At 71.2% G+C, this 23,537-nt stretch carries 24 protein-coding genes; 18 read left to right on the top strand and 6 right to left on the bottom strand.

The window, feature by feature from the left end; all coding sequences use genetic code 11:
* Positions 1-10: 10 nt before the first annotated feature.
* From ACNKF0_RS15560 to ACNKF0_RS15550, 3 genes are read right to left on the bottom strand one after another with little or no spacing between them, the layout of a single operon-like run.
* Entirely contained in the window at positions 11-1,195 is a 1,185-nt protein-coding gene (locus tag ACNKF0_RS15560) for a PQQ-dependent sugar dehydrogenase (protein ID WP_416953542.1), read from the bottom strand.
* Entirely contained in the window at positions 1,192-2,103 is a 912-nt protein-coding gene (locus tag ACNKF0_RS15555) for an EamA family transporter (protein ID WP_416953540.1), read from the bottom strand. Before ACNKF0_RS15555 ends, ACNKF0_RS15560 begins: the two co-directional genes overlap by 4 nt.
* A gap of 13 nt (positions 2,104-2,116) precedes the next feature.
* Entirely contained in the window at positions 2,117-2,710 is a 594-nt protein-coding gene (locus tag ACNKF0_RS15550) for a PadR family transcriptional regulator (RefSeq protein WP_416953538.1), read from the bottom strand.
* A 64-nt stretch (positions 2,711-2,774) separates the two neighbouring features.
* Here ACNKF0_RS15550 and ACNKF0_RS15545 point away from each other — a divergent pair, with 64 nt between their 5' ends.
* The 8 genes from ACNKF0_RS15545 (at position 2,775) to ACNKF0_RS15510 (ending at position 9,991) form a co-directional block, all read left to right on the top strand.
* On the top strand, positions 2,775-3,878 hold the full coding sequence (locus ACNKF0_RS15545; protein ID WP_416953536.1) for an exo-alpha-sialidase: 1,104 nt from the start codon (positions 2,775-2,777) through the stop codon (positions 3,876-3,878).
* A 28-nt stretch (positions 3,879-3,906) separates the two neighbouring features.
* Entirely contained in the window at positions 3,907-4,365 is a 459-nt protein-coding gene (locus tag ACNKF0_RS15540; RefSeq protein ID WP_416953534.1) for an SRPBCC family protein, read from the top strand.
* A gap of 320 nt (positions 4,366-4,685) precedes the next feature.
* Positions 4,686-5,336 carry a helix-turn-helix domain-containing protein gene (locus ACNKF0_RS15535; protein ID WP_416953532.1) on the top strand — a complete coding sequence of 217 codons (651 nt, stop codon included), beginning with the start codon at positions 4,686-4,688 and terminating at the stop codon, positions 5,334-5,336.
* Positions 5,337-5,401: 65 nt separating this feature from the next.
* The gene (gene ilvD, locus ACNKF0_RS15530; protein ID WP_416953530.1) at positions 5,402-7,093 is read left to right on the top strand and encodes a dihydroxy-acid dehydratase; all 1,692 of its coding nucleotides are present in this window, start codon (positions 5,402-5,404) and stop codon (positions 7,091-7,093) included.
* 43 nt (positions 7,094-7,136) lie between these two features.
* Positions 7,137-8,342 (top strand): kynureninase, encoded by a 1,206-nt coding sequence (kynU, locus tag ACNKF0_RS15525; protein ID WP_416953528.1) that lies wholly within the window; start codon positions 7,137-7,139, stop codon positions 8,340-8,342.
* A complete protein-coding gene (locus ACNKF0_RS15520) occupies positions 8,339-9,115 on the top strand; it encodes a GNAT family N-acetyltransferase (protein ID WP_416953526.1) in 777 nt (258 codons plus the stop codon). Before kynU ends, ACNKF0_RS15520 begins: the two co-directional genes overlap by 4 nt.
* Before the next feature lies 1 nt (position 9,116).
* Positions 9,117-9,533 (top strand): VOC family protein, encoded by a 417-nt coding sequence (locus ACNKF0_RS15515; RefSeq protein WP_416953524.1) that lies wholly within the window; start codon positions 9,117-9,119, stop codon positions 9,531-9,533.
* On the top strand, positions 9,530-9,991 hold the full coding sequence (locus tag ACNKF0_RS15510; protein WP_416953522.1) for a deoxycytidylate deaminase: 462 nt from the start codon (positions 9,530-9,532) through the stop codon (positions 9,989-9,991). The genes ACNKF0_RS15515 and ACNKF0_RS15510 overlap by 4 nt, the downstream gene beginning before the upstream one ends.
* Here ACNKF0_RS15510 and ACNKF0_RS15505 read toward each other — a convergent pair.
* On the bottom strand, positions 9,975-10,427 hold the full coding sequence (locus ACNKF0_RS15505) for a DUF6973 domain-containing protein (RefSeq protein ID WP_416953520.1): 453 nt from the start codon (positions 10,425-10,427) through the stop codon (positions 9,975-9,977). The genes ACNKF0_RS15510 and ACNKF0_RS15505 overlap by 17 nt on opposite strands.
* Before the next feature lie 25 nt (positions 10,428-10,452).
* Here ACNKF0_RS15505 and ACNKF0_RS15500 point away from each other — a divergent pair, with 25 nt between their 5' ends.
* The 8 genes from ACNKF0_RS15500 to efeB all read left to right on the top strand — a co-directional run bounded on the left by ACNKF0_RS15500 (position 10,453) and on the right by efeB (position 19,407).
* Positions 10,453-11,469 (top strand): S66 family peptidase, encoded by a 1,017-nt coding sequence (locus tag ACNKF0_RS15500; RefSeq protein ID WP_416953518.1) that lies wholly within the window; start codon positions 10,453-10,455, stop codon positions 11,467-11,469.
* A gap of 57 nt (positions 11,470-11,526) precedes the next feature.
* Positions 11,527-12,222 carry a 4a-hydroxytetrahydrobiopterin dehydratase gene (locus tag ACNKF0_RS15495; RefSeq protein ID WP_416953516.1) on the top strand — a complete coding sequence of 232 codons (696 nt, stop codon included), beginning with the start codon at positions 11,527-11,529 and terminating at the stop codon, positions 12,220-12,222.
* Between the two features lie 247 nt (positions 12,223-12,469).
* Entirely contained in the window at positions 12,470-14,227 is a 1,758-nt protein-coding gene (locus tag ACNKF0_RS15490; protein ID WP_416958546.1) for an acetolactate synthase large subunit, read from the top strand.
* Entirely contained in the window at positions 14,227-14,784 is a 558-nt protein-coding gene (ilvN, locus tag ACNKF0_RS15485) for an acetolactate synthase small subunit (RefSeq protein ID WP_299924652.1), read from the top strand. Before ACNKF0_RS15490 ends, ilvN begins: the two co-directional genes overlap by 1 nt.
* Before the next feature lie 44 nt (positions 14,785-14,828).
* Positions 14,829-15,857 carry a ketol-acid reductoisomerase gene (gene ilvC, locus ACNKF0_RS15480; protein ID WP_416953513.1) on the top strand — a complete coding sequence of 343 codons (1,029 nt, stop codon included), beginning with the start codon at positions 14,829-14,831 and terminating at the stop codon, positions 15,855-15,857.
* Positions 15,858-15,998: 141 nt separating this feature from the next.
* Positions 15,999-16,880 (top strand): iron uptake transporter permease EfeU, encoded by an 882-nt coding sequence (gene efeU, locus ACNKF0_RS15475; RefSeq protein WP_416953511.1) that lies wholly within the window; start codon positions 15,999-16,001, stop codon positions 16,878-16,880.
* 116 nt (positions 16,881-16,996) lie between these two features.
* Positions 16,997-18,115: an iron uptake system protein EfeO gene (gene efeO, locus ACNKF0_RS15470; RefSeq protein WP_416953509.1), complete on the top strand. Its 1,119-nt coding sequence runs from the start codon at positions 16,997-16,999 to the stop codon at positions 18,113-18,115.
* Positions 18,112-19,407, top strand: a complete 1,296-nt coding sequence (efeB, locus tag ACNKF0_RS15465; protein ID WP_416958544.1) for an iron uptake transporter deferrochelatase/peroxidase subunit — start codon at positions 18,112-18,114, stop codon at positions 19,405-19,407. Before efeO ends, efeB begins: the two co-directional genes overlap by 4 nt.
* Before the next feature lie 143 nt (positions 19,408-19,550).
* Here the strand turns inward: efeB and ACNKF0_RS15460 are convergent, their stop codons facing one another.
* Together ACNKF0_RS15460 and ACNKF0_RS15455 are read right to left on the bottom strand one after the other, a co-directional pair.
* The gene (locus ACNKF0_RS15460; RefSeq protein WP_416953507.1) at positions 19,551-20,657 is read right to left on the bottom strand and encodes a hypothetical protein; all 1,107 of its coding nucleotides are present in this window, start codon (positions 20,655-20,657) and stop codon (positions 19,551-19,553) included.
* Positions 20,657-21,034 carry a hypothetical protein gene (locus ACNKF0_RS15455; RefSeq protein ID WP_416953505.1) on the bottom strand — a complete coding sequence of 126 codons (378 nt, stop codon included), beginning with the start codon at positions 21,032-21,034 and terminating at the stop codon, positions 20,657-20,659. The genes ACNKF0_RS15460 and ACNKF0_RS15455 overlap by 1 nt, the downstream gene beginning before the upstream one ends.
* Before the next feature lie 113 nt (positions 21,035-21,147).
* Between ACNKF0_RS15455 and ACNKF0_RS15450 the strand changes: the two genes are divergently transcribed.
* Both ACNKF0_RS15450 and ACNKF0_RS15445 read left to right on the top strand, forming a co-directional pair.
* Positions 21,148-22,647: a purine-cytosine permease family protein gene (locus ACNKF0_RS15450; protein ID WP_416953503.1), complete on the top strand. Its 1,500-nt coding sequence runs from the start codon at positions 21,148-21,150 to the stop codon at positions 22,645-22,647.
* 171 nt (positions 22,648-22,818) lie between these two features.
* Complete coding sequence (locus ACNKF0_RS15445) at positions 22,819-23,535, top strand: DsbA family oxidoreductase (protein ID WP_416953501.1); 717 nt, start codon at positions 22,819-22,821, stop codon at positions 23,533-23,535.
* Positions 23,536-23,537: the final 2 nt, after the last annotated feature.

Here is a 23,537-nt window from a genome sequence, read left to right as displayed (position 1 = left end):
CGCCGGCCCGTCAGGGCCGGACGCGGAGGATGCGGTCGTCGGCCGGAGTCGGCTCGCCGCGCCCGTCGCGGTTGGACGTCGTCAGCCAGAGCAGCCCGTCGGGCGCGGCGGCGACGGTGCGCAGCCGGCCGAAGTCCTCGGTGAAGAACGCCCGCGGCTTCGACGCCTCGCCGCCGGGGGAGACCGCGATGCGCCACAGGCGCTGTCCGCGCAGGCCCGCCATCCACAGGTGGCCGTCGGCGAAGGCGAGCCCGCTCGGGGAGGCCTGGTCGACCGGCCACACCAGCTGCGGGTCGACGTACGACGCGTCGCCACCGGCTCCCTCGACCCGCGGCCAGCCGTAGTTGCCACCCTTCTCGACGAGGTTGAGCTCGTCCCACTCGGAGTCGCCGAACTCGGACGCCCACAGGCGCCCCTCGTCGTCCCAGGTCAGGCCCTGCACGTTGCGGTGCCCGAGCGACCAGACCGGGGAGCCGGGGTCGGGGTTGCCGGGGGCGGGTCGGCCGTCGGTCGTGATCCGGAGGATCTTGCCGGCGAGGCTCTGGGGGTCCTGGGCCAGCTCGGGGTCGCCGGTCTCGCCGGTCGTGACGTAGAGGTGGCCGTCGGGGCCGAAGGCGATGCGGCCGCCGTCGTGGATGAAGCCGGCGGGGATGCCGTCGAGGACGACCGTCGTCCGTCCCAGGCGCGTGCCGTCGAGGCGGGCCCGGACCACGCGGTTGTCGGTGCCGGTGGTCAGGTAGAGGTAGAGCGCCCGGTCGGTCGCGAAGTCGGGGGAGACGGCGACGCCCAGGAGGCCGGCCTCGCCCTGGGGGACGGCGCCGGGGACCGTGCCCAACGGGGTCACTGCGCCGTCCGTGCCGACGCTGAGGACGCGGCCGGAGATGCGCTCGGTCACGACCGCCCGGCCGTCGGGGAGGAAGTCGACGCCCCACGGCACCTCGAGCCCTTCGACGAAGGTGTCGGCGACCTCGGGCGGGCCGCTGCCGCCGTCGGGGGACTCGGGGGAGCCGGACGGCGTCTCGGTCCCGGCGTCAGCCTCGGACTCGCTGGGCGTCGGCTGGCTCGGCAGGTCGGTGGGCTGGGTGACCTGCGGGATCGGTTCGGCGTCGGTGCCCGAGCAGCCCGTGGCCGCGGCGCCGAGCGTGAGCACCAGCACGCCGAGGGCGAGCCTGGATGTCCTGTCGTCCCCGGTCATGTGGCCAGTGTGCCGTGCGCCGCCGAATGGTCGTCGTCGTGATGGCCTCGTGGCTCGCTCGGGTTCGCGCCCGAGCGGGTCGCGCCGATCGACGCGGCGACGACGCACGCGATGGCCAGCCACTGCACCGGCGACAGGTGCTCCTGGAGCACCACGATCGCGGCGAGTGCGGCGGCAGCCGGCTCCAGGCTCATCAGGATCCCGAAGACCGCCGGCCGCAGGCTCCGCAGCGCGACGAGCTCGCAGCTGTAGGGAATGACCGAGCTGAGCAGGCCCACGAGCGCGCCGATCAGCAGCACGCGGCCGTCCCACAGCGACGTACCGGCCGCCACCAGTGCCGGCAGCGTCATCGCGGTCGCGGCCACGACGCTCGCGACCGCGAGCCCGTCGAACCCGGCCCACCGGCGCCCGGTGCTCGCGCTGAGCAGGATGTACGCCGCCCAGGCCGCGCCCGCGAGCAGGGCGTACGCCACGCCGACGGGGTCGAGACCGGTGCGCTGGAAGCCGAGTAGGGCAACCCCGACGCCCGCCAGCAGCACCCACACGAGGTCGCGGGCGCGCCGCGAGCCGAGGACGGCCAGGGTCAACGGTCCGATGAACTCGATGGTCACCGCGATGCCGAGCGGGATCCGGGAGAAGGACTGGTAGATCCCCCAGTTCATCGTGGCGAGGCTGGCGCCGAAGGCGAGCACGACGAGCCAGTCGCGTCGCGTACGGCCGGCGAGCCGAGGCCGCGCGACGAGCGCCAGCACCAACGCACTGGTCACCAGCCGCAACCACACCATCGCGGTGGGGGAGATCTCGCCGAACAGGCCCTTCGCGATCGCGGCGCCGAGCTGGACCGACAGGATGCCCACCAGGACCAGGCCCACAGGGCCGAGCAGGGTCTGGCTCGGTCGCTGGGTCACCGGGCAAGCCTATTCAGCCCGCTGTGCGCTCCTTGGCGCTGCCCTCCTCGAGGCTGCCCTCCTCGAGGCTGTCCAGCGCCCGGCGGGCGTGGCGCCCCTCGGCGGCGAAGTAGTCGAGGCCCCAGTCGGCGACCAGCGAGGGGAACCGGAACGGGTCGCCCGGCCGGTCCGCGCCCCGGAGCGCCTCGCGGACCTCGGCGAGATCGGCGACGGCGCGCTCGAGCTCGTCGAGGTAGTCGAGCAGCATCCGCCGGGTCTGCCCGGGCTCGCTCGCGTGGCCGATGAGCAGCCGCAGCAGCACGGTGTGCTTGAGGACCGGGAAGCCCGCCGGTGTCTGGTCCATCCACTCCCGCAGCGCCTGCTGCCCGGCGTCGGTGATGGCGTACGTCGTCACCTCGCGACCACCGTCGGGACGTGCGTCGGCTCGCACCAGCCCGAGCCCGGTGAGCCGCCGCAGCTCGGTGTAGATCTGGCTCATCGCGGGGGAGACCCAGTAGAAGCGCAGCGTCACGTCGGCGCGCTGCTTGACCTCGTACCCCGTCAGCTCGTCGCCGAACGTGAGGAGGCCGAGGATCGCATAACCGGTCACCGGTACGTCTTGACTCATCGCCCTCCGAGAGTAGTGTTCCTAATCGGAATAGTCATGCTCCTCGGCGTCCAGGAGGCACTCGATGTCGCGCACCCTGCTCATGGTCGGCACCCGCAAGGGTCTGTGGCTCGGGACGTCCGACGAGGACCGGACGTCGTGGGACTGGACGGGGCCGCACTTCCCGATGGAGGAGGTCTACTCCGCCATGGTCGACACCCGCGGCGGGTCGCCTCGGCTGCTCGCCGGTGCCTCGTCGAGCTGGCTCGGCCCGCAGGTGTGGCGCTCCGACGACCTCGGGGCCACGTGGGACGAGACCCCCAACGGCGCGGCCCGCTTCCCGGAGGACACGGGCGCCACGCTGGCCCGGGTGTGGCAGCTGCAGCCCGGTCCCTCGGCCGACGGCGGCGACGGCGTGGTCTGGGCAGGCACCGAGCCCGGAGCGATCTTCCGCTCGGAGGACCGGGGCGAGACCTTCTCGCTCGTCCGGGGGCTGTGGGACCACCCGCACCGCCCCGAGTGGAACGAGGGCTTCGGCGGCCAGGCGTTCCACACGATCCTCCCGCACCCGTCCGACCCCGCGCGCGTGCTCGCCGCGCTGTCCACGGGCGGCGTCTACGTCACCGAGGACGGTGGCTCTTCGTGGCGGGCCTCGAACACGGGGGTGAAGGCAGAGTTCTTCCCCGGTGAGCGCAACTACCCCGAGTTCGGGCAGTGCGTGCACAAGGTGGCGCGCGACGCCGCGGACCCCGACCGGCTCTACCTGCAGAACCACGGCGGCGTCTACCGCTCCGACGACGGCGGTGCCTCCTGGCAGGACATCGCCCCGGGCCTGCCGACCGAGTTCGGCTTCGCCATGGTGGCCCACCCCCACCGCGCGGACACGGCGTACAACTTCCCCATCACCGGGGCCGAGGCCCGTTGGCCCGTCGACGGCAGGGCGCGGGTCTACCGCACCACTGATGCCGGCTCGTCCTGGGAGCCGCTGGGTGAGGGGATCCTGCCCGACGGCTACTACACCGCCGTGATGCGCGACGCCCTGTGTGCCGACGACCACGACCAGCCCGGTCTCTACTTCGGTGGCCGCAACGGCGGGGTCTGGGCCTCGCCGGACGAGGGAGCGTCGTGGCAGGAGATCCACAAGGACCTCCCCGACGTCCTCGTCGTCCGCGCCGCGCGGATCGCCTGACCGGATCGCGCCGGACTGGAGCCTCGCCATGGCCGACTTCTCGCTCTCGCGCAGGACCCACGTCCAGGCGCTCCCGGACCGCATCCACGTGTTGCTCGACGACTTCCGCGAGTGGCAGAAGTGGTCGCCGTGGGAGGGCGTGGACCCCGACCTGGACCGCGAGTACTCCGGCCCCGACCACGGGGTCGGATCGACCTACCGCTGGGCCGGCAACAAGAAGGCCGGTGAGGGCGAGATGACCATCACCGGGTCCACCCCGACCTCGGTGGTCGTCGACCTGGTCTTCCTCAAGCCCTTCAAGGCCACCAACGTCACGCGCTTCGAGCTCGTCCCGACCGGCGAGGCGACCGACGTCACCTGGACGATGACCGGCACCCGCAGCGTGGTCATGTCCGCGGCAGGCAAGCTGTTCTTCGACAAGGCAATCGGCAAGGACTTCGACCGCGGCCTCGCCGCCCTCAAGCGCGAGGCCGAGCGCGCCCCCTGACCGCTGCGGACTCTTGCCCGTGAGTCTCTGAGGGACTCACGTCCTCGACCCGTCGCGCCCCCCCGCTGCCGGCGATCCTTGCCGGTGAGTCTCTCAGCGACTCGCCGGCAAGTGGGCGGCTTTGGGGGTGGGGGTGCGCGCCTTCGGCGGAACGGGATGACGGGGTGACCGTCGGGCCCGGAAGTGTCCACAGGCGACCCAATCCAGGGTCACGAGGGGCGTCTGTGGACGAGGCTGCCTCGATGTCGGCGTAGGGGTCTGTGCTGGAGGTACGAGGTGCCCGACCGCGGGTGCCAGACAGCGGACGAGGGGTGGACCCGATGGAAGACGTGGACGGGGCGGACGAAGGCGGCGAGGAGCTCGAGGTGGGGGAGATCGACCGCGCGTCCTGGGACTCGATGGCGAACTGGACGCAGGCCGAGCGGGACTACTGGTTCATGGGTCCGTTCGACGGCGGGCTGCCCGGCATGATCCGGCGCGTCAGAAGGATCCTGGACGTCTCGCAGCGGGGTCTTGCGGCACTCCTGAAGGTGTCCCAGTCGGTGGTGGCGCGGTGGGAGACCGGGCGCACGAGCCCGCGAGCGTGCGTGGTGGAGCAGCTGCTGCGGATGGCCCGGCTGCGGGCGACGGTCCGCGACGAGCAGGGCGAGGAGGTGGGGCCGATGCGTGCCGACGGAGCCAGGACCCACGCCGGCAGCCGCTACCCCGCGCACGTCGATCTGCGGGCGACGGGGTGGTGGGTGCCGCGCCGGTTGCGGTCGATGACCTCGGTCGAGGCGTTCGCCTGGCGCGACCGGTCGAGACGGGTCGGCGACCCGGCGATCCGCTACAACGCCGCGCCCTTCTGGAAGGCGGTCGAGCGGGAGCTGCACGGCACCCCGGACGACCATCCTGCGGTGCACCAGCTCGCCGCCGAGGTGCGGTACCTCGACGAGCGTCGGGAGGAGCGATTCCGGCCGCGAGCCGCGTGAGACCGCCGCAGGATCGGGATGAGACACGACGCGGCGCCGCCACTCGTGCCCACTAACCTGCAGGCATGAGCCACGCAGCCGACGGACCCGACATCAAGCCTCGCAGCCGCGACGTCACCGACGGGCTCGAGAAGGCCGCGGCCCGGGGCATGCTCCGGGCGGTCGGCATGGGTGACGACGACTGGGAGAAGCCCCAGATCGGGGTCGCGTCGAGCTGGAACGAGATCACCCCCTGCAACCTGTCCCTCGACCGGCTCGCCAAGGCCGTGAAGAACGGCGTGCACGCAGGCGGCGGGTTCCCGCTGGAGTTCGGCACCATCTCCGTCTCCGACGGCATCTCGATGGGCCACGAGGGCATGCACTTCTCGCTCGTCAGCCGGGAGGTCATCGCCGACTCGGTCGAGACCGTGATGATGGCCGAGCGCCTCGACGGATCCGTCCTGCTCGCCGGGTGCGACAAGTCGCTCCCCGGGATGCTGATGGCGGCTGCGCGGCTCGACCTGGCCAGCGTCTTCCTCTACGCCGGAACGATCATGCCGGGTCAGGTCGACGGCAAGGACGTGACGATCATCGACGCCTTCGAGGCCGTCGGCGCCTGCCTCGCCGGCAAGATCAGTCGCGAGAAGGTCGACGAGATCGAGCGGGCCATCTGTCCGGGCGAGGGCGCCTGCGGAGGGGCGTACACCGCCAACACGATGGCCAGTGTCGCCGAGGCCCTCGGCATGTCGCTGCCCGGCAGCTCGAGCCCGCCCGCGGTCGACCGGCGCCGCGACGGGTTCGCGCACAAGTCAGGCGAGGCGGTGGTCAACATGCTCCGCCAGGGCATCACCGCGCGCCAGATCATGACCCGCCCCGCCTTCGAGAACGCGATCGCGATGGCGATGGCCCTCGGCGGCTCGACCAACGCAGTTCTCCACCTGCTGGCCATCGCGCGCGAGGCCGAGGTCGACCTGACCCTGGACGACTTCACCCGCATCGGCCGCACGGTCCCGCACCTGGCGGACATGAAGCCGTTCGGGCGCTTCGTGTGGACCGACTTCGACCGCGTCGGCGGGATCCCGGTCCTGCTGCGGGCCCTGCTCGACGCCGGCCACCTGCACGGCGACGTGCTGACCTGCACCGGCAAGACGATGGCGGAGAACCTCGCCGACCTCGACCCCAAGCCGCTCGACGGTGAGATCCTGCGCCAGCTCGACCGGCCGATCCACGCCACCGGTGGGCTGACCATCCTCAAGGGGACGCTCGCGCCCGAGGGGGCCGTGGTGAAGAGCGCCGGCTTCGACGACTCCACCTTCACCGGCACCGCCCGCGTCTTCGACGGTGAGCGCAAGGCGCTCGACGCCCTGGCCGAGGGCGCCATCACCGCCGGCGACGTCGTCGTCATCCGCTACGAGGGTCCAAAGGGTGGTCCGGGGATGCGCGAGATGCTCGCCATCACCGGTGCCATCAAGGGCGCGGGCCTGGGCAAGGACGTCCTGCTGATCACCGACGGCCGCTTCTCCGGAGGCACCACCGGTCTCTGCGTCGGCCACATCGCCCCGGAGGCGAGCGACGGCGGTCCGATCGCGCTGCTCCGCGACGGCGACCGGATCACCCTCGACGTGGCCAACATGACGCTCGACGTGCACGTCGACGAGGCCGAGCTGGCCGCCCGGGCGGAGGGCTGGGAACCGCTCCCGCCGAAGTACACCCGCGGCGTGCTCGGCAAGTACCGCAAGGTCGTGCAGAGCGCCGCCCACGGAGCGGTCTGCTACTGACGCGGGGAGAGGCGTCGGGGCGTCGACGGATAGGTTGCGGAGCGTGAGCACCGCAACAGACCTCGACGCCGCCGACCCGCTCGCCCGCTTCCGCGACCGCTTCGTCGGCGCCGCCAGTGACCTCGTCTACTTCGACGGCAACTCCCTCGGACGACCCGTGGCGGCGACGGCGGACCGGCTGGGCGCCTTCGTCGAGCAGGAGTGGGGCGGACGACTGATCCGCGGCTGGGACGAGCAGTGGATGGACCTGCCGACGACCCTGGGTGACGACCTGGCTCGCGTGTGCCTCGGGGCGGCCGCCGGCCAGACGGCGATCGGCGACTCGACCACGGTGTGGCTCTACAAGCTGATGCGCGCCGCGGTGGACCACGCCGTACGCACCGATCCGGACCGCACCGAGATCGTCATCGACACCGACAACTTCCCCACCGACCGCTACGTCGCCGAGGGCATCGCCGCCGAGCGTGGGCTGACGCTGCGCTGGATCGAGGTCGACACCTCCGAGGGGGTCACCGCCGACCAGCTCCGCGAGGCGGTCGGCGAGAGCACCGCCCTCGTCGTGCTCAACCACGTCGCGTACCGCTCGGCGTGGCTCGCCGACGCCCCGGAGCTCACCCGGATCAGCCACGACGCCGGCGCGCTGGTCCTCTGGGACCTGTGCCACTCCGCGGGCGCCGTGCCCGTCGCCCTCGACGAGTGGGACGCCGACCTGGCCGTCGGCTGCACCTACAAGTACCTCAACGGCGGCCCCGGCTCCCCGGCGTTCGGCTACGTCAACGCCCGCCTCCAGGAGCAGCTCACCCAGCCGATCCAGGGATGGATGGGCCACGCCGACCCGTTCCTGATGGGCCCGGGCTACACACCCGCGCCGGGCATGCGCAGGTTCATCTCCGGGACGCCTCCGATCCTCGGCATGGTCGCGATGCAGGACATGCTCGCGCTGGTCGAGGAGGCCGGCATCGAGGCGATCCGCGCGAAGTCCGTCGCCCTCACGTCGTACGCCGTCGAGCTCGCCGACGCGACGCTGCCCGAGGTCACGCTCGCCTCGCCGCGCGACCCGGCCCGGCGTGGCGGCCACGTGACGCTGCACCACGACCGGATGCGCGAGGTCACCGCGCTGCTCTGGGAGCGCGACGTGATCCCGGACTACCGCGACCCCGGCGGCCTGCGGATCGGCCTGTCCCCGCTGTCGACGTCCTTCGACGAGGTCGAGCGCGGCCTGGCCGCCGTCGCGGAGGCGCTGCGATGACCGGGCCGGTGGGCGTACGGCTCTCGGCGACCCGGACCCGCTCGACCAACGACCACGGCCAGCCCCTGGGCCGCCCCGTCGAGTGGACGGGAGCGGCGGCGCCTGCGACTGACACGGTCCTCGAGGGGAAGGGAGTCCGGCTCGAGCCGATCGGACCGCAGCACGTCGACGACCTGTTCGCCGCCCTGTGCCGACCCGACGACGACGCGACCTGGACCTACCTGTTCTGGGAGCGCCCCCGCGACCGCGACGAGCTGGCGCGAATCTTCGACGCGAACCGCGAGGCGGGCCAGGTCACCTTCGCGATCATGCCCGTCGAGACGGAGCGAGCAGCAGGGTTCTGCTCGCTGATGCGCATCGATCCGGCGATGGGCTCGATCGAGATCGGCGGCATCGCCTTCGGCCGGCAGCTCCAGCGCAGCCGCGCCGCGACCGAGGCGATGGCACTGCTGATGCGGCACGCCTTCGACGACCTCGGGTACCGCCGCTACGAGTGGAAGTGCGACAGCCTCAACGGTCCGTCGCGCCGCGCCGCCATCAGGCTCGGCTTCATCTGGGAGGGCCGCTTCCGCAACGCGGTCGTCTACAAGGGCCGCAACCGCGACACCGACTGGTTCTCGATCACCGACCGGGAGTGGCCGCGCGTGAGCGCGGCTCTCGACGCGTGGCTCGACGACGACAACTTCGACGACATGGGGCGCCAGCGCGCCCGCCTGGCCGCGCGGCCGCCGGAGCAGCAGCCCGACCAGCAGCCCGACCAGAAGGAGCAGTGACATGGACCAGCGCGTCAGCTTCATCACCCTCGTCGTGACCGACCTCGCGGCGTCACGCCGGTTCTACGTCGAGGGCCTCGGCTGGGAGGCCGAGGTCGACATGCCGGACGAGGTCCTCATGTTCCGGGTGGCGGACAAGGTCGTGCTGAGCCTCTGGGACGAGCGCGGGTTCAGCGCGGAGGTCGGGCACCGGCCCGCACGCGGCGGCGTACCCCCGGTCACGCTGTCCCACAACCTCGCCACCACCCAGGGCGTCGACACCGTCCTCGAGCAGGCCCGCGCCGCCGGGGCGTCGCAGGTCGGCGAGGCGAGCGAGCGCGACTGGGGCGGCTACTCGGGCTACTTCGCCGATCCCGACGGCTTCCGCTGGGAAGTGGCCCACAACCCGGGTGAGATCGGGCAGTCTGTGCTGCCGTGAGCACTGTCAGCACCGGGAGCGCCGACCACGTCGTCCCCGGGTGGGACGACTACTTCCTCGGCATCGCCGACGCCGTCGCTGCCCGGGCCAAGTGCACGCGTCGACGGGTGGGTGCGGTCCTCACGATCGAGCACCGGATCATCGCCACGGGCTACAACGGCGCCGCACCGGGCGAGGACGACTGCCTGGCCGGGGCCTGCCCCCGCGGCCAGCTCGGGTACGACGACGTGCCGGGCCTCGGCGACTACGACCGTCCCGGCACACCCGGCTTCTGCATCGCCATCCACGCCGAGGTCAACGCGCTGCTCTTCGCCACGCGCGACACCAAGGGAGCCACCGCCTACATCACCGACCCGCCGTGCCCGGGTTGCCGCAAGGCGCTCGCCGCGGCGGGCGTCGTACGTGCCGTGTGGCCCGGTGGCGAGCACGACCGCGTGGGCCTCACCGCCTGGGAGTGACCCAGACCAGCTCGCCCGACTCCCACATCGCCAGCGCGACCGGCACCAGGCTCGTCATCGCCTCGGACGGGGCGAGCCCGGCGAGGTCGTCGGCGTGCGCGGCCGCGTAGGCCTGCCCGGCGGCGTTGTTGTGCGCGTCGGCGCGGGAGTCACTCCTGTTCGGGGTGCCGGCCTCCTGGGCGGCAGCGATCGCCCGGGCGACATCCGCCCCGAACCGCGCGGTGAGCGTCGCCTGCCACATGAAGTGACGCATCGCGTTGGTGCGCCCGGGGACGCCGCGCCCGTGGGTCGCGGCGGCCTGCAGGGCAGCCTGCGAGATGCGCAGCACCTCGAACGCGCCCGACGGCCCGAGGCCGGCGCGGGTCGCGGCGGCGTACAACCGCGGCACCCCGGTGCCCGCGTGGATGGCCTGCTGCACGACGTCGCCGAAACCCATGGACACAGACTGTCAGAATCGGTGCATGGCCCCGCCGATCCGCTTCCCCCGCCCCCTCCGACCGGGTGACCGCATCGCGGTGACCGCACCGTCCGCCGGCGTCGAGGGTCCGTCGGCGGCCCGCATCGACTTCTGCCTGGACTGGCTGCGCGGTCGCGGGTACGACGTCGTGGTGGGGGAGTGCCTCCACGGCGGCGGCCTCACGTCCGCCCCCGCGGAGCAGCGGGCCGCCGAGCTGACCCGCATGCTCGCCGACCCGGAGATCCACTGCGTCGTCCCGCCCTGGGGTGGCGAGACCGCCATCGACATGGTCGACCTGCTCGACTGGGACGCGCTCGCCGACGCCGAGCCGACGTGGCTCGTGGGCTACTCCGACCTCTCGACCCTCCTGGTGCCGATCACCACCCGCCTCGGCTGGGCCACGCTCCACGGCGACAACCTCGCGGACACGCCGTACGCCGTCCCCGACGGGCTGCTGCACTGGCTCGACCTGGCGGGCGGCCCGGGCCCGTTCGTCCAGCGCGACTCCGGCCTGGTCGCCGAGTGGGTCCGCTTCGAGCAGGACCCCCGCGCCACCGAGTGGGGCCACGTCGGAGAGGGCCACTGGGAGGTGCAGGGCGGCGGGAGCCTCGACGTCAGCGGGCGCCTCATCGGTGGCTGCACCGAGACGGTGGCCAACCTCGCCGGCACGCCGTACGGCGACGTGCGCGCGTGGGCCGAGGCACTCGACGAGCCCACGATCGTCTACCTCGAAGCGTGCGAGGAGCACGCCGTCAGCACCTGCCGCTACCTCCACTCCCTGCGCCTGGCCGGGTGGTTCGACCGGGCGGCTGCCGTGCTCATCGGCCGGACCCGGGCGCCCGACCACCCGGACCTCACCCAGCGCGAGGCGGTGCTCGACGCCCTCGGGCGGCTCGACGTGCCGATCGTCTGGGACCTGGAGATCGGCCACGTGCCACCGCACCTGCCGCTGGTCAACGGGGCGCTCGCCCGGGTCGTCGTCGACGGCGACACCCGCGAGATCACGCAGACGCTGGACTGACCCACCTCGACGACCACGGGGGTGGTCGCTGTCGGTGCCCCGTGGCAGGGTCGGGCCATGAGCGATGCGACGACGGACCCCCAGGCGCGACTCACCCACGACCAGGTCCTCGAGGCGGGCCTCGACGACTGGCGCAAGGTCCTCGACCGGCTCAAGGCGCGCTTCCGCACCGGCGACTTCGCGACCGGCGTTGCGCTGGTGGACCGGATCGGTGCCGCTGCCGACGAGGCCGACCACCACCCCGACGTGTCGCTGACCTATCCCGAGGTCATCGTCACCCTCAGCAGCCACGACGTCGGCGGCATCACCAGCCGCGACATCGATCTGGCCCGCCGCATCAGCGGCTTCGCGGCCGAGCTGGGGGCCGAGGCCGACACCTCCGGACTGACCGAGCTCGAGCCGGCCCTCGACACCTCCGGCGACGGACGGCTGGGCGACTTCTACGCCGCCCTCCTTGGCGCCGAGTCAGGGCCCGGGGGAGTCGTCGACGCGAGCGGGCAGGTGCCGGCGGTGTGGTTCCAGACCCCGCCCGGGCCCGACGACCCGCGCGGCGCCGAGCTGCCCCCGCAGGACCCCGAGCAGCGCTGGCACCTCGACGTGTGGGTGCCGCACGACGAGGGGGAGCGGCGGCTCGCGGCCGTGCTCGCGGCCGGCGGGCGGCTGGTGAGCGACGCCGAGGCTCCGTCGTACTGGGTCGTGGAGGACGCCGACGGCAATCGCTCCTGCATCTGCACGCCGCTCGACCGCGGCTGACGCCCCGCCCGCAACGCCACATCGCGAGACCCGCGTTCCAGATACTGGGACGCCTGTCACACTTGCTTGACGCCGGACCACCCCGGCGACGACGGTTGTCGCATGCGCACCGAGATTCTTGTACGCACGCGACGCGTGAGCTGAGGCCGACCGGCCAACGCACGCGCGTCACCCCTCGTCGCCCACCGGGCCGAGGGGTTTTTTCATGGGCTCATCGCTGGACACCGCAGACGCAGGAGAGAAGGACATGACGGAGCAGGGCGCACACGGAAGCGGGTCGGTCACGGGCGCACAGAGCCTGGTGACGTCCCTCGAGGCGGCCGGTGTCACCGACATCTTCGGCATCCCCGGCGGCGCGATCCTCCCGGCCTACGACCCGCTGATGGACTCGACCCGGATCAGGCACATCCTGGTCCGCCACGAGCAGGGAGCGGGCCACGCCGCCCAGGGCTACGCCGCCGCGACCGGCCGGGTGGGCGTGTGCATGGCGACCTCCGGACCGGGCGCGACCAACCTGGTCACGCCGCTCGCGGACGCCCACATGGACTCGGTGCCGATGGTCGCCGTCACCGGGCAGGTGGGTGCCGCGATGATCGGCACCGACGCCTTCCAGGAGGCCGACATCCGCGGCATCACGATGCCGATCACCAAGCACAACTTCCTGGTCACCGACCCGGCCGACATCCCGCACACGATCGCCGAGGCCTTCCACATCGCCTCGACCGGCCGTCCGGGACCGGTGCTCGTCGACGTGGCCAAGTCGGCCCTGCAGGCGCAGACGACGTTCGCCTGGCCCGACGAGCTGCACCTGCCCGGCTACCGTCCCGTGACGACGCCGCACGCCAAGCAGATCAAGGAGGCCGTTCGGCTGATCCGCGAGGCCCGGCGTCCCGTGCTCTACGTCGGCGGCGGTGTCATCCGCGCCGGCGCGTCGCGCGAGCTGGCGCAGCTGGCAGCGCTGACGGGCATCCCGGTCGTCACGACGCTGATGGCCCGCGGCGCGTTCCCCGACAGCCACCCGCAGCACCTCGGCATGCCGGGCATGCACGGCACGGTCGCGGCCGTCGCCGGCCTGCAGAAGAGCGACCTGATCATCAGCCTCGGCGCGCGCTTCGACGACCGAGTGACCGGCAACCTCGACTCGTTCGCACCGAACGCGCTCGTCATCCACGCGGACATCGATCCCGCCGAGATCGGCAAGAACCGTCACGCCGACGTGCCGATCGTGGGCGACTGCAGGGAGGTCATCGCCCAGCTGGTCGCGCTGCTGCAGGCCGACGGCGCCGACGGCGACTACGAGGCGTGGGTCGCCTTCCTCGCCGGGCTGAAGACCCGCTACCCGCTCGGCTACGACACCCCGGCCGACGGCTCGCTCGCCCCGCAGTACGTCATCGAGCGGCTCGGCGCGATCGCCGGCCCCGAGGCGATCTACGCCTCCGGTGTCGGCCAGCACCAGATGTGGGCGGCCCACTACGTCGGCTACGAGAACCCCAACACGTGGATCAACTCCGGCGGCCTCGGCACGATGGGCTTCTCGGTGCCGGCAGCGATGGGCGCCAAGGTCGGCATGCCCGACACCACGGTCTGGGCGATCGACGGCGACGGCTGCTTCCAGATGACCAACCAGGAGCTCGCGACCTGCGCGATCAACGACATCCCGATCAAGGTCGCGATCATCAACAACGAGTCGCTCGGCATGGTGCGGCAGTGGCAGACGCTCTTCTACAACGAGCGCTACTCCAACACCGACCTGCACTCCAAGCGCATCCCCGACTTCGTCAAGCTCGCCGAGGCCTACGGCTGCGTCGGCCTGGCCTGCGAGTCGCCCGACGAGGTGGACGCGACCATCGAGAAGGCCATGGCGATCGACGACCAGCCCGTCGTGGTCGACTTCCGCGTGCACCGCGACGCGATGGTGTGGCCGATGGTGGCCGCCGGCACCAGCAACGACGAGATCAAGTACGCGCGCGACCTGGCGCCCCAGTTCGACGAGGACGACATCTGATGACGAGCCCCAGCAACAAGCACACCCTGAGCGTGCTGGTCGAGAACAAGCCCGGCGTCCTGGCCCGCATCGCGAGCCTGTTCTCCCGCCGCGGCTACAACATCGACAGCCTCGCCGTCGGCCCGACCGAGCACCCCGAGATCTCGCGGATGACCATCGTGGTCAACGTCGACGAGTCCCCGCTCGAGCAGGTCACCAAGCAGCTCAACAAGCTCGTCGAGGTCATCAAGATCGTCGAGCTCGACGGCGCCGGGTCGGTCAACCGCGAGCTGCTCCTCGTCAAGGTCCGCGCCGACGCCACCACCCGTGGCGCGGTCCTCGACGCCGTCCAGCTCTTCCGGGCCAAGGTCGTCGACGTCGCACCCGACGCGGTGACCGTGCAGGCCGTCGGCAACGCCGACAAGCTCGCCGACCTGCTGCGCGTGCTCGAGCCCTTCGGCATCCGCGAGCTCGTGCAGTCCGGCATGGTCGCCATCGGTCGCGGATCGCGGTCGATCAGCGAGCGCACGCACCGGCCTGTCGCCGTACCCGCCCCTGTTTCCGCCATCGCCAACTGACCACCCGAACAGACCCAGAGACACAACCCGAAGGAGAGCCCCCAGTGGCTGAGATGTTCTACGACGACGACGCCGACCTGAGCCTGATCCAGGGCAAGAACGTCGCGGTGATCGGCTACGGCAGCCAGGGCCACGCCCACGCGCTGTCCCTGCGCGACTCCGGCGTCGACGTCCGGATCGGGCTGCAGCCCGGGTCGAAGAGCCGCGACAAGGCCGAGGCCGAGGGCCTGCGCGTCCTCACCCCGCGCGAGGCAGCGGAGGAGTCCGACCTGATCGTGATCCTCGCCCCCGACCAGCACCAGCGGAAGCTCTACGCCGAGGAGATCGAGCCCGCGCTGACCCCGGGCGACACCCTCGTCTTCGGCCACGGCTTCAACATCCGCTTCGGCTACATCACCCCGCCCGAGGGCGTCGACGTCTTCATGGTCGCTCCCAAGGGTCCCGGCCACCTCGTGCGCCGCGAGTACGTCGACGGCCGCGGCGTGCCCGTGCTGGTCGCGGTGGAGAAGGACGAGTCCGGCAAGGCCTGGGACCTCGCGCTCTCCTACGCCAAGGCGATCGGCGGTCTCCGTGCCGGCGGCATCAAGACCACCTTCACCGAGGAGACCGAGACCGACCTGTTCGGCGAGCAGGCCGTGCTCTGCGGCGGCGCGTCGCAGCTCGTGATGTACGGCTTCGAGGTGCTGACCGAGGCCGGCTACCAGCCCGAGGTGGCCTACTTCGAGTGCCTCCACGAGCTCAAGCTCATCGTCGACCTGATGTACGAGGGCGGCATCGCCAAGCAGCGCTGGTCGGTCTCCGACACCGCCGAGTTCGGCGACTACGTCTCCGGCCCGCGCGTGATCACCCCGGACGTGAAGAAGAACATGGAGGACGTGCTCGCCGACATCAAGAACGGCGCGTTCGCCGAGCGCTTCATCACCGACATGGACAACGGCTCGCCGGAGTTCACCGAGTTCCGCAAGAAGGGTGAGTCCCACCCCATCGAGCAGACCGGTCGCGAGCTGCGCAAGCTCATGGCCTGGGTGAAGTCGCACGACACCGACTACGTCGAGGGCTCCTCGGCCCGCTGACGCACGACCTCATGGACACCCGAGGCCGTCCTGCCCCCCTGGGGTGCGGGGCGGCCTCGCCGTCGTACGGACCCGGGCTGTGATCCACACCTCGGTCGGATTAGTTAGGCATGCCTAACCTCAGGTGTAGTCTCGTCGTTCGTGCTGGCGAACTACCTGATCGGCCTCCGCGAGGGCCTCGAGGCGTCCCTCGTCGTGACCATCCTCGTGGCCTACCTGGTCACGACGGACCGGCGTCACCTGCTGCCGCGGATCTGGGCCGGCGTCGCGTTGGCCGTCGCCGTCAGCCTCGCCTTCGGTGCCGTGCTCACCTTCGGTCCGCGCGGCCTGACCTTCGAGGCGCAGGAACTGATCGGCGGCAGCCTCTCCATCTTCGCGGTCGGCTTCGTGACCTGGATGATCTTCTGGATGGCCCGCGCCGCGCGCGGCCTCAGCGGCGAGCTCCGTGGCCGGATCGACGAGGCCGCCGACGGCAGCCGCTGGTCGCTCGTCGTCGTGGCGGTCCTGGCCGTCGGGCGCGAGGGCCTTGAGACCGCGCTGTTCCTCTGGGCGGCCACGCAGGCCGGCACCCGCGCCGCCACCGGCATCACGACGCCGACCTGGGAGCCGCTCACCGGCGCGGCCCTCGGCCTCGCGACCGCCGTCGTCCTCGGCTGTCTGATCTACCGCGGCGCCGTCCGCATCAACCTGACGAAGTTCTTCACCTGGACCGGCGCCTTCCTCATCGTGGTCGCCGCCGGCGTCCTGGCCTATGGCGTGCACGACCTGCAGGAGGGTCGCTTCCTCCCGGGCCTCCACGACCTCGCCTTCGACGTCTCCGAGACCATCGACGTCAACAGCTGGTACGGCACGATCCTCAAGGGCGTCTTCAACTTCTCGCCGGCCACGACCAAGCTCGAGGCGGCAGCGTGGCTGCTCTACGTGATCCCGGTGATGGCCCTCTTCCTCCTCGCCGTCCGCCGCCGTCCCACGGCGCCCCCGGCGAAGAGCCCGAGCGAGGCGCCGGCCTCGTCGGCGGCCTGACCCACCCCGGACCCCCCTCTCCACCTGACCACCTGATCTGAAGGACGACCTCCGCCCATGCGCAAGACGACCCTCGCGGTGACCACGCGGCTGCTCGCGTCACCCCTCTGGGCCGCGTGCACCGAGAACGCGACCCCGGCCGGCTCCTCCGCGAGCGGCTCGCCCAACGCCCGCGCGCTGACGGTCGACTCCTCGGCCGACGCCTGCACCTGTCGGCCACCGACGCCCCGGCCGGCACCCTGACCTTCGACGTGACCAACTCGGGCACCCAGGTCACCGAGTTCTACCTGCTCGGCGAGGACGGCCTCCGCATCGTCGCCGAGGTCGAGAACGTCGGCCCCAGCATCACCCGCGCGCTCACCGTCAACGCGGCCGCCGGCAAGTACATCACGGCCTGCAAGCCCGGCATGACCGGCGAGGGCATCCGCGCCGACTTCACCGTCACCGAGTCCGACGACGCGCCGACCGTCAGCCAGGACGAGGCCGAGCTGGTCGATGCCGCGCAGAAGAACTACGCCGCCTACGTCCAGGATCAGTCGGCCCAGCTGCTGGAGAAGACCCGGGAGTTCGTGCAGCTCTACGAGTCCGGCGACGACGACGGCGCCCGCGCGCTCTACCAAGTCGCCCGCACCCACTGGGAGCGCATCGAGACGGTGGCCGAGTCGTTCGGCGACCTCGACCCGATGATGGACGCCCGCGAGGCCGACCTCGAGCCCGGCCAGAAGTGGACCGGCTGGCACCTCATCGAGAAGGACCTCTGGCCCCAGCGCGCCACCGACTACACGGCGCTCACCGACCAGGAGCGCAAGACGTACGGCGACGACCTGCTCGCCAACACCAAGGCGCTCGACTCCCGCGTCCAGGACCTCACCTACACCGTCGACTCGATCGCCAACGGCTCGCGCGGCCTGCTCGAGGAGGTCGCGAAGGGCAAGGTCACCGGCGAGGAGGAGTACTGGTCGCGCACCGATCTGTGGGACTTCCAGGCCAACGTCGACGGCGCCCGCGTGGGCTTCGAGGGCGTCCAGCCGATCATCGAGGAGAAGGACCCCGAGCTCTCCCAGCAGCTCACCACCCGCTTCGCCGACCTCCAGAAGCTGCTCGACGAGCAGAAGGAGGGCGACGGCTTCAAGAGCTACGACGACCTGACCCCCGACGAGGTCAAGGGCCTCTCCGACGCGGTCAACGCGCTCTCCGAGCCGCTGTCCAAGCTCACCGCGGCGGTGCTGTCCTGACCGAGCACGAGCAGTCGCCGACGCCCGACAGGTTCCTCTCCCGACGAGGCCTGCTGGGCGGCGGCGTCGCCGCTGCCGGAGTCGTCGGGGCCTTCGCCGCGGGCCGCGCGTCCGCCGAGCCCGGTACGGCGACCGCGGGAGGTGGCGGCGCCGGCTCGGCGACGTACGCCTTCCGGGGCGAGCGGCAGGCCGGCATCGTCACGCCGGCGCAGGACCGGCTGCACTTCGCGGCCTTCGACGTCGTCAGCGACTCGCGTGATGACCTCGTCGCGCTCCTCCAGGCGTGGACCGCGGCCGCGGAACAGATGACGCAGGGCCAGCCGGCGGGCAACGGAGCGGTCGACGGTGAGGTCAACCTCCCGCCCGACGACACCGGCGAGGCGCTGGACCTGCCCGCGAGCGGGCTGACCATCACGTTCGGCTTCGGGCCCTCATTGTTCCGCGACGCCGACGGCAAGGATCGCTTCGGCCTCGCCGACCGCCAGCCGAAGGCACTGCGGGAGCTGCCGCACTTCCCGGGCGACATGCTGGACCCGGAGCGCTCCGGCGGCGACCTCTGCATCCAGGCGTGCGCCGACGACCCGCAGGTCGCCGTGCACGCTGTACGCAACCTCGCTCGGATCGGCTTCGGCACGGTCTCGGTCCGCTGGTCGCAGCTCGGCTTCGGGCGTACGTCGACCACCTCGACGAGCCAGTCGACCCCGCGCAACCTGTTCGGCTTCAAGGACGGAACGGCCAACGTCAAGGCCGAGGAGACCGACGCCCTCGACGAGCACGTCTGGGTCGGCGACGACGACGCGAAGGCGTCGTGGCTGACCGGCGGCTCCTACCTGGTGGCCCGCCGGATCAACATGAACATCGAGATCTGGGACCGCCAGACCCTTGGCGACCAGGAGGGCTTCATCGGCCGCACCAAGGGGACCGGCGCGCCGCTGTCCGGCGGCGAGGAGATGACCGAGCCCGACTTCGACATGCCCGGCAGCAACGACCAGCCGGTCATCCCGGTCGACTCGCACGTGCGCGTCGTGCATCCCGACATGAACCAGGGCGTGCGGATGCTGCGCCGCGGCTACAACTTCGTCGACGGCTCCAACGCCCTCGGCGGGCTCGACGCCGGCCTGTTCTTCATCGCCTACGTGTGCGACCCCGACACCCACTTCGTGCCGGTGCAGCTGGCGATGTCGAAGACCGACGCCCTCGCGGAGTACCTCAAGTTCACCGGCTCGGCGCTCTTCGCCGTGCCGCCCGGTATCGGCCCGGGCGAGCACGTCGGCCAGGCGCTGTTCGCCTGAACCGGAGCCCGATGCTGGCCCAGGACCCGCCGCCCGGGCGTCGAGACCACCGTCATCCAGATTATCGAGGAGTCCGCATGGGGCTGTGGCCCCCGTGCTCCTCGTGCTGTTCGGCCTGTGAGGGCCGGACGACGGCGTTCGGCCTAGATGTCCACCTTGGGTGGGTTCCAGGAGCCGTTCCCCTCGCTCTCGGTCACGTACTTCTGGAACGACCCGCCGGCGTAGACGTCCCGGGACTGCAGGGTGTCGAGGTTCTGCAGCAGCCCCTCCTGGGCCTTCGCGAGCGCGCCGACGAAGTCCTCGTAGATCGCGCTGGCAGCCGGAGCCTCGGTGGTGCTCACGCTGATCTCCCACTCCTGCGCCGCGAAGCCCAGGATCATCGACACCTTGCCCACCGGGTCGGTCACGACGCCCGCGCCGGGGATGAGTCCGATCCAGTCGGTCGCGGTCTGTACCGCGTCGGTGACCTGGGTGACGAGGTTGTCCTTGGCGGTGCGGGTGACCGTCGTGCTGTAGGGCGCCTTGTTGGCCTGCCAGTACTTCAGGGCACCGATGACCTGCTCCCGCGTCTCGAGCCCGATGCGGTTGACCAGCTTCTGGTACTTGGTGATCAGTGCCGAGGCCGCCGCGGTGGTCGTGGCCAGGTGGAACGCTGCCTCCGCGTAGTTGCCGGTCAGGTCCGACAGGTCGCCGTAGAAGTCGAAAAAGGAGTCCGAGGCCAGGGACCCCGCGCTCCAGCCGTTCTTTTCGAGGTTGCGCACGAATCCGGGCATCGACTCGGAGTCGTTGGTATCGAGTCCGGACGTAAGGGTGTGCAGCTTGTCCGCAGCCGTGGCCATGGCATGGGCCTGCACGGACAGCTGCACCGCATTGGGTTTGAAGACGAGGTCGCAGTACTGCTTGATCGTTCCTTGGTCGAGGGGAGAGTTGTCGAAGCAGTCCTTGATCTCGTCCGCCGCCCGGATCTCCTGGTCGATGTACAGGTCGTCGGTCATCGCGGTGTAATCGTTGATCCAGTCGGCGTTGAACGGGTAGTCGCTCAGCGTCTTTGCCATGGAGTCGTGCTTGTGGATGATCGCCATGTTCGCGGTGTTCTCGACGTACCAGTTCTCCAGCTGCTCGAACCGGTTCCAGACACCCTCGGTGGACCAGAGGTCCTCGAGGAGGGAGCAGATCTCGCGCACGTACCAATCGAACTTCTCGGTCTCCGAGGAGTTGCGGCCAGCGTTCCAGACGTCCGGGTCGACCATCAGTTCACCTTGGGCTGCTCGGGAAGGCGAGCCCGATCGGGCGTGCCTCCGTATCCGTTGTCATCGAGCCAACGGCGGTGCTGGTCCATCCACGAGGACGCTTCCCCGTCCTTGGCTGCGAAGTCGTCCGCGATCTCGTCGAGCGCCGTCGCGCACTCATTCATCGTGCTGCTGACCTGCCGCAGCCGGAACACGATCTCGTCGCCGAGGTTGAAGATGTCGGTGGCGAGACTGTGACCGAGCTTGCTGAGCTCGCCCGACGCCGAGGACGTGGCTCCCGACACGGCAGTACCCTGCTTGCCCAGAAGGGCGGCCTGGGCAGGGATGTCGACGTGCGCGGCGCGGTAGATCGCCGACAGCTTCAGCTCGATGCTCATGTGTCTCCTTGGTGGGTGGGCTGTCGCACGTCTACCCACAACGAGCCGTGGGAAACACCGAGCGTGCTTCCCCGGTGTTGGCCGCGCGCCCTCCAGTGCGCGACGATGCGGGCATGAGCGAGACAGCGACCACGGGCTCGGGCCTCGAGCAGACCCGCCGCCTGGGCGTCGAGACCACCGGCATCGAGATCATCGAGGAGTCCGAGCGGACCGCCAGGCCCCAGGACCTGTTCTGGCCGTGGTTCGCGGCCAACGTGTCCGTCTTCGGCATCAGCTACGGCTCGTTCGTGCTGGGCTTCGGCATCTCGTTCCGGCAGGCGGTGGTGGTGACGGTCGTCGGCATCATCGTCTCCTTTGCGCTGTGCGGGATCGTCGCGATCGCCGGCAAGCGCGGCTCGGCGCCCACGATGGTGCTCAGCCGGGCGGCGTTCGGCGTCAACGGGCAGAAGGTGCCCGGCGTCATCTCGTGGCTGGTCTCGATCGGCTGGGAGACCTTCCTCGCCATCCTCGCCGTGTTGGCGACCGCGACGATCTTCGACCAGCTCGGCTGGGCCTCCGGTGACGGGACGAAGATCGTCGCGACGCTCGTCGTCGCCGCGCTGATCGTCTCGGCCAGCGTCGCCGGCTACCACGTCATCATGCGGATGCAGTCGGTCCTGACCTGGCTGACCGGCGTCGTGACGATCGTCTACGTCGCGCTCACGATCGACGAGATCGACTGGTCCGCGGTCACCTCGATCCCCGACGGCAGCACCCAGCAGATGGTCGGAGCGCTGGTCATGGTGATGACGGGCTTCGGCCTCGGCTGGATCAACATCGCGGCGGACTGGTCGCGCTACCAGCACCGCGACGCCAAGGGCTCGGCCATCGTCGGCTGGAACACCTTCGGCGGCGCGGTCGCGCCTGTCCTGCTCGTGGTCTTCGGCCTGCTGCTCGCCGGTTCGTCGCAGCCGCTGTCCGCGGGCATCGTCGCCGACCCGATCGGCACCCTCGGCACGCTGCTGCCGACGTGGTTCCTGGTGCCGTTCCTGCTCGCCGCGATCCTCGCGCTCGTGAGCGGCGCGGTCCTCGGCATCTACTCCTCGGGCCTCACCCTGCTCTCGCTCGGCGTACGGATCCCGCGGCCCGCCGCTGCCGGCGTCGACGGCGTGATCCTCACCCTCGGCACGATCTGGGTGGTCTTCTTCGCGGAGGACTTCCTCGGCCCGTTCCAGAGCTTCCTGATCACGCTCGGCGTCCCGCTCGCCGCGTGGGCCGGGATCATGATCGCCGACATCGCGCTGCGCAAGCGCGACTACGACGAGGACGCCCTCTTCGACCCGTCCGGCCGCTACGGCTCCTTCGACCTGGTCTCGATCGGCACGATGGTCGTGGCCTCGGTCCTCGGTTGGGGGCTGGTGGTCAACAACTTCGCCGCGGACGCCGCCTGGAACAACTGGCAGGGCTTCCTCATCGAGCCGCTCGGCCTCGGGACCTACGTCGACGACCCGCTCGGCGCCTACTGGGACGGTCCGTGGGCCTACGCCAACCTCGGCGTCCTGCTCGCGCTCGTGCTGGGTTTCGTCGCGACGTACGTCTTGCGCCGCTCGACGGTGCAGCGCCAGGAGGCCTGAGTCGGGCGGCCGGGGGCGTCGCGACCTGCCACTGGTGCTCGACGACCGACAGCCCCCATTCCCTCAACCTGATCGCCGACGACACGCCCGGGACTGGTCCATGAGTCTCCAGGAGACTCACGTACGAGTGCCGGCGGGAACACCAGGTGGGCGAGCGGCGTTGGGGCAGTCGTGAAGATCGAGATCTGGTCCGACGTCGTCTGTCCGTGGTGCTACATCGGCAAGCGTCGCATCGAGAACGCCCTGGCCGAGTTCGAGCACGCGGACGAGGTGGAGGTGCACTGGCGCTCCTACCAGCTCGACCCGGGCGCGCCGACCGAGCCGACGGAGACCACGACGACGATGCTGGCGCGCAAGTACGGCCAGTCGCCCGACGGTGCCCAGCAGATGCAGGACCGGGTCGAGGCGGTCGCGGCCGAGGAGGGCCTGGTCTACCGGCTCTCGCAGACGCTGCACCTCAACACGGTGGACGCCCACCGCCTCATCCACCTCGCGCACGAGCAGGGCGGCGACGAGCTGCAGGGCCGGGTGAAGGAGGCGCTGCTCGCGGCGTACTTCACCGAGGCCCGCAACGTCGCCGACCACGGCGTGCTGCGCGACGTCGCGCTGGCGGCCGGGCTCGACGCGGCACGCGTCGAGGAGGTGCTCGGGTCCCGCGAGTTCGAGGACGCCGTCCACGCCGACGCCGCGCAGGCCCAGGCCTACGGCGCGAGCGGGGTGCCGTTCTTCGTCGTCGACGAGAAGTACGGCGTCTCCGGCGCCCAGCCGACCGAGGTCTTCACGCAGGTGCTCGAGCGCGCGTGGTCGGAGTCCCGCCCCGCGATCGAGGTGCTCGCCACGGGCAGCGCAGGCGGGCAGGAATGCGGCCCGGACGGTTGCGCCGTCTGAGG

The organism is Nocardioides sp. T5, assembly GCF_048161455.1.
GTDB lineage: Bacteria > Actinomycetota > Actinomycetes > Propionibacteriales > Nocardioidaceae > Nocardioides.
Note: the sequence above shows the minus strand (reverse complement) of the source record. Positions and strands in the feature narration are given on the sequence as shown.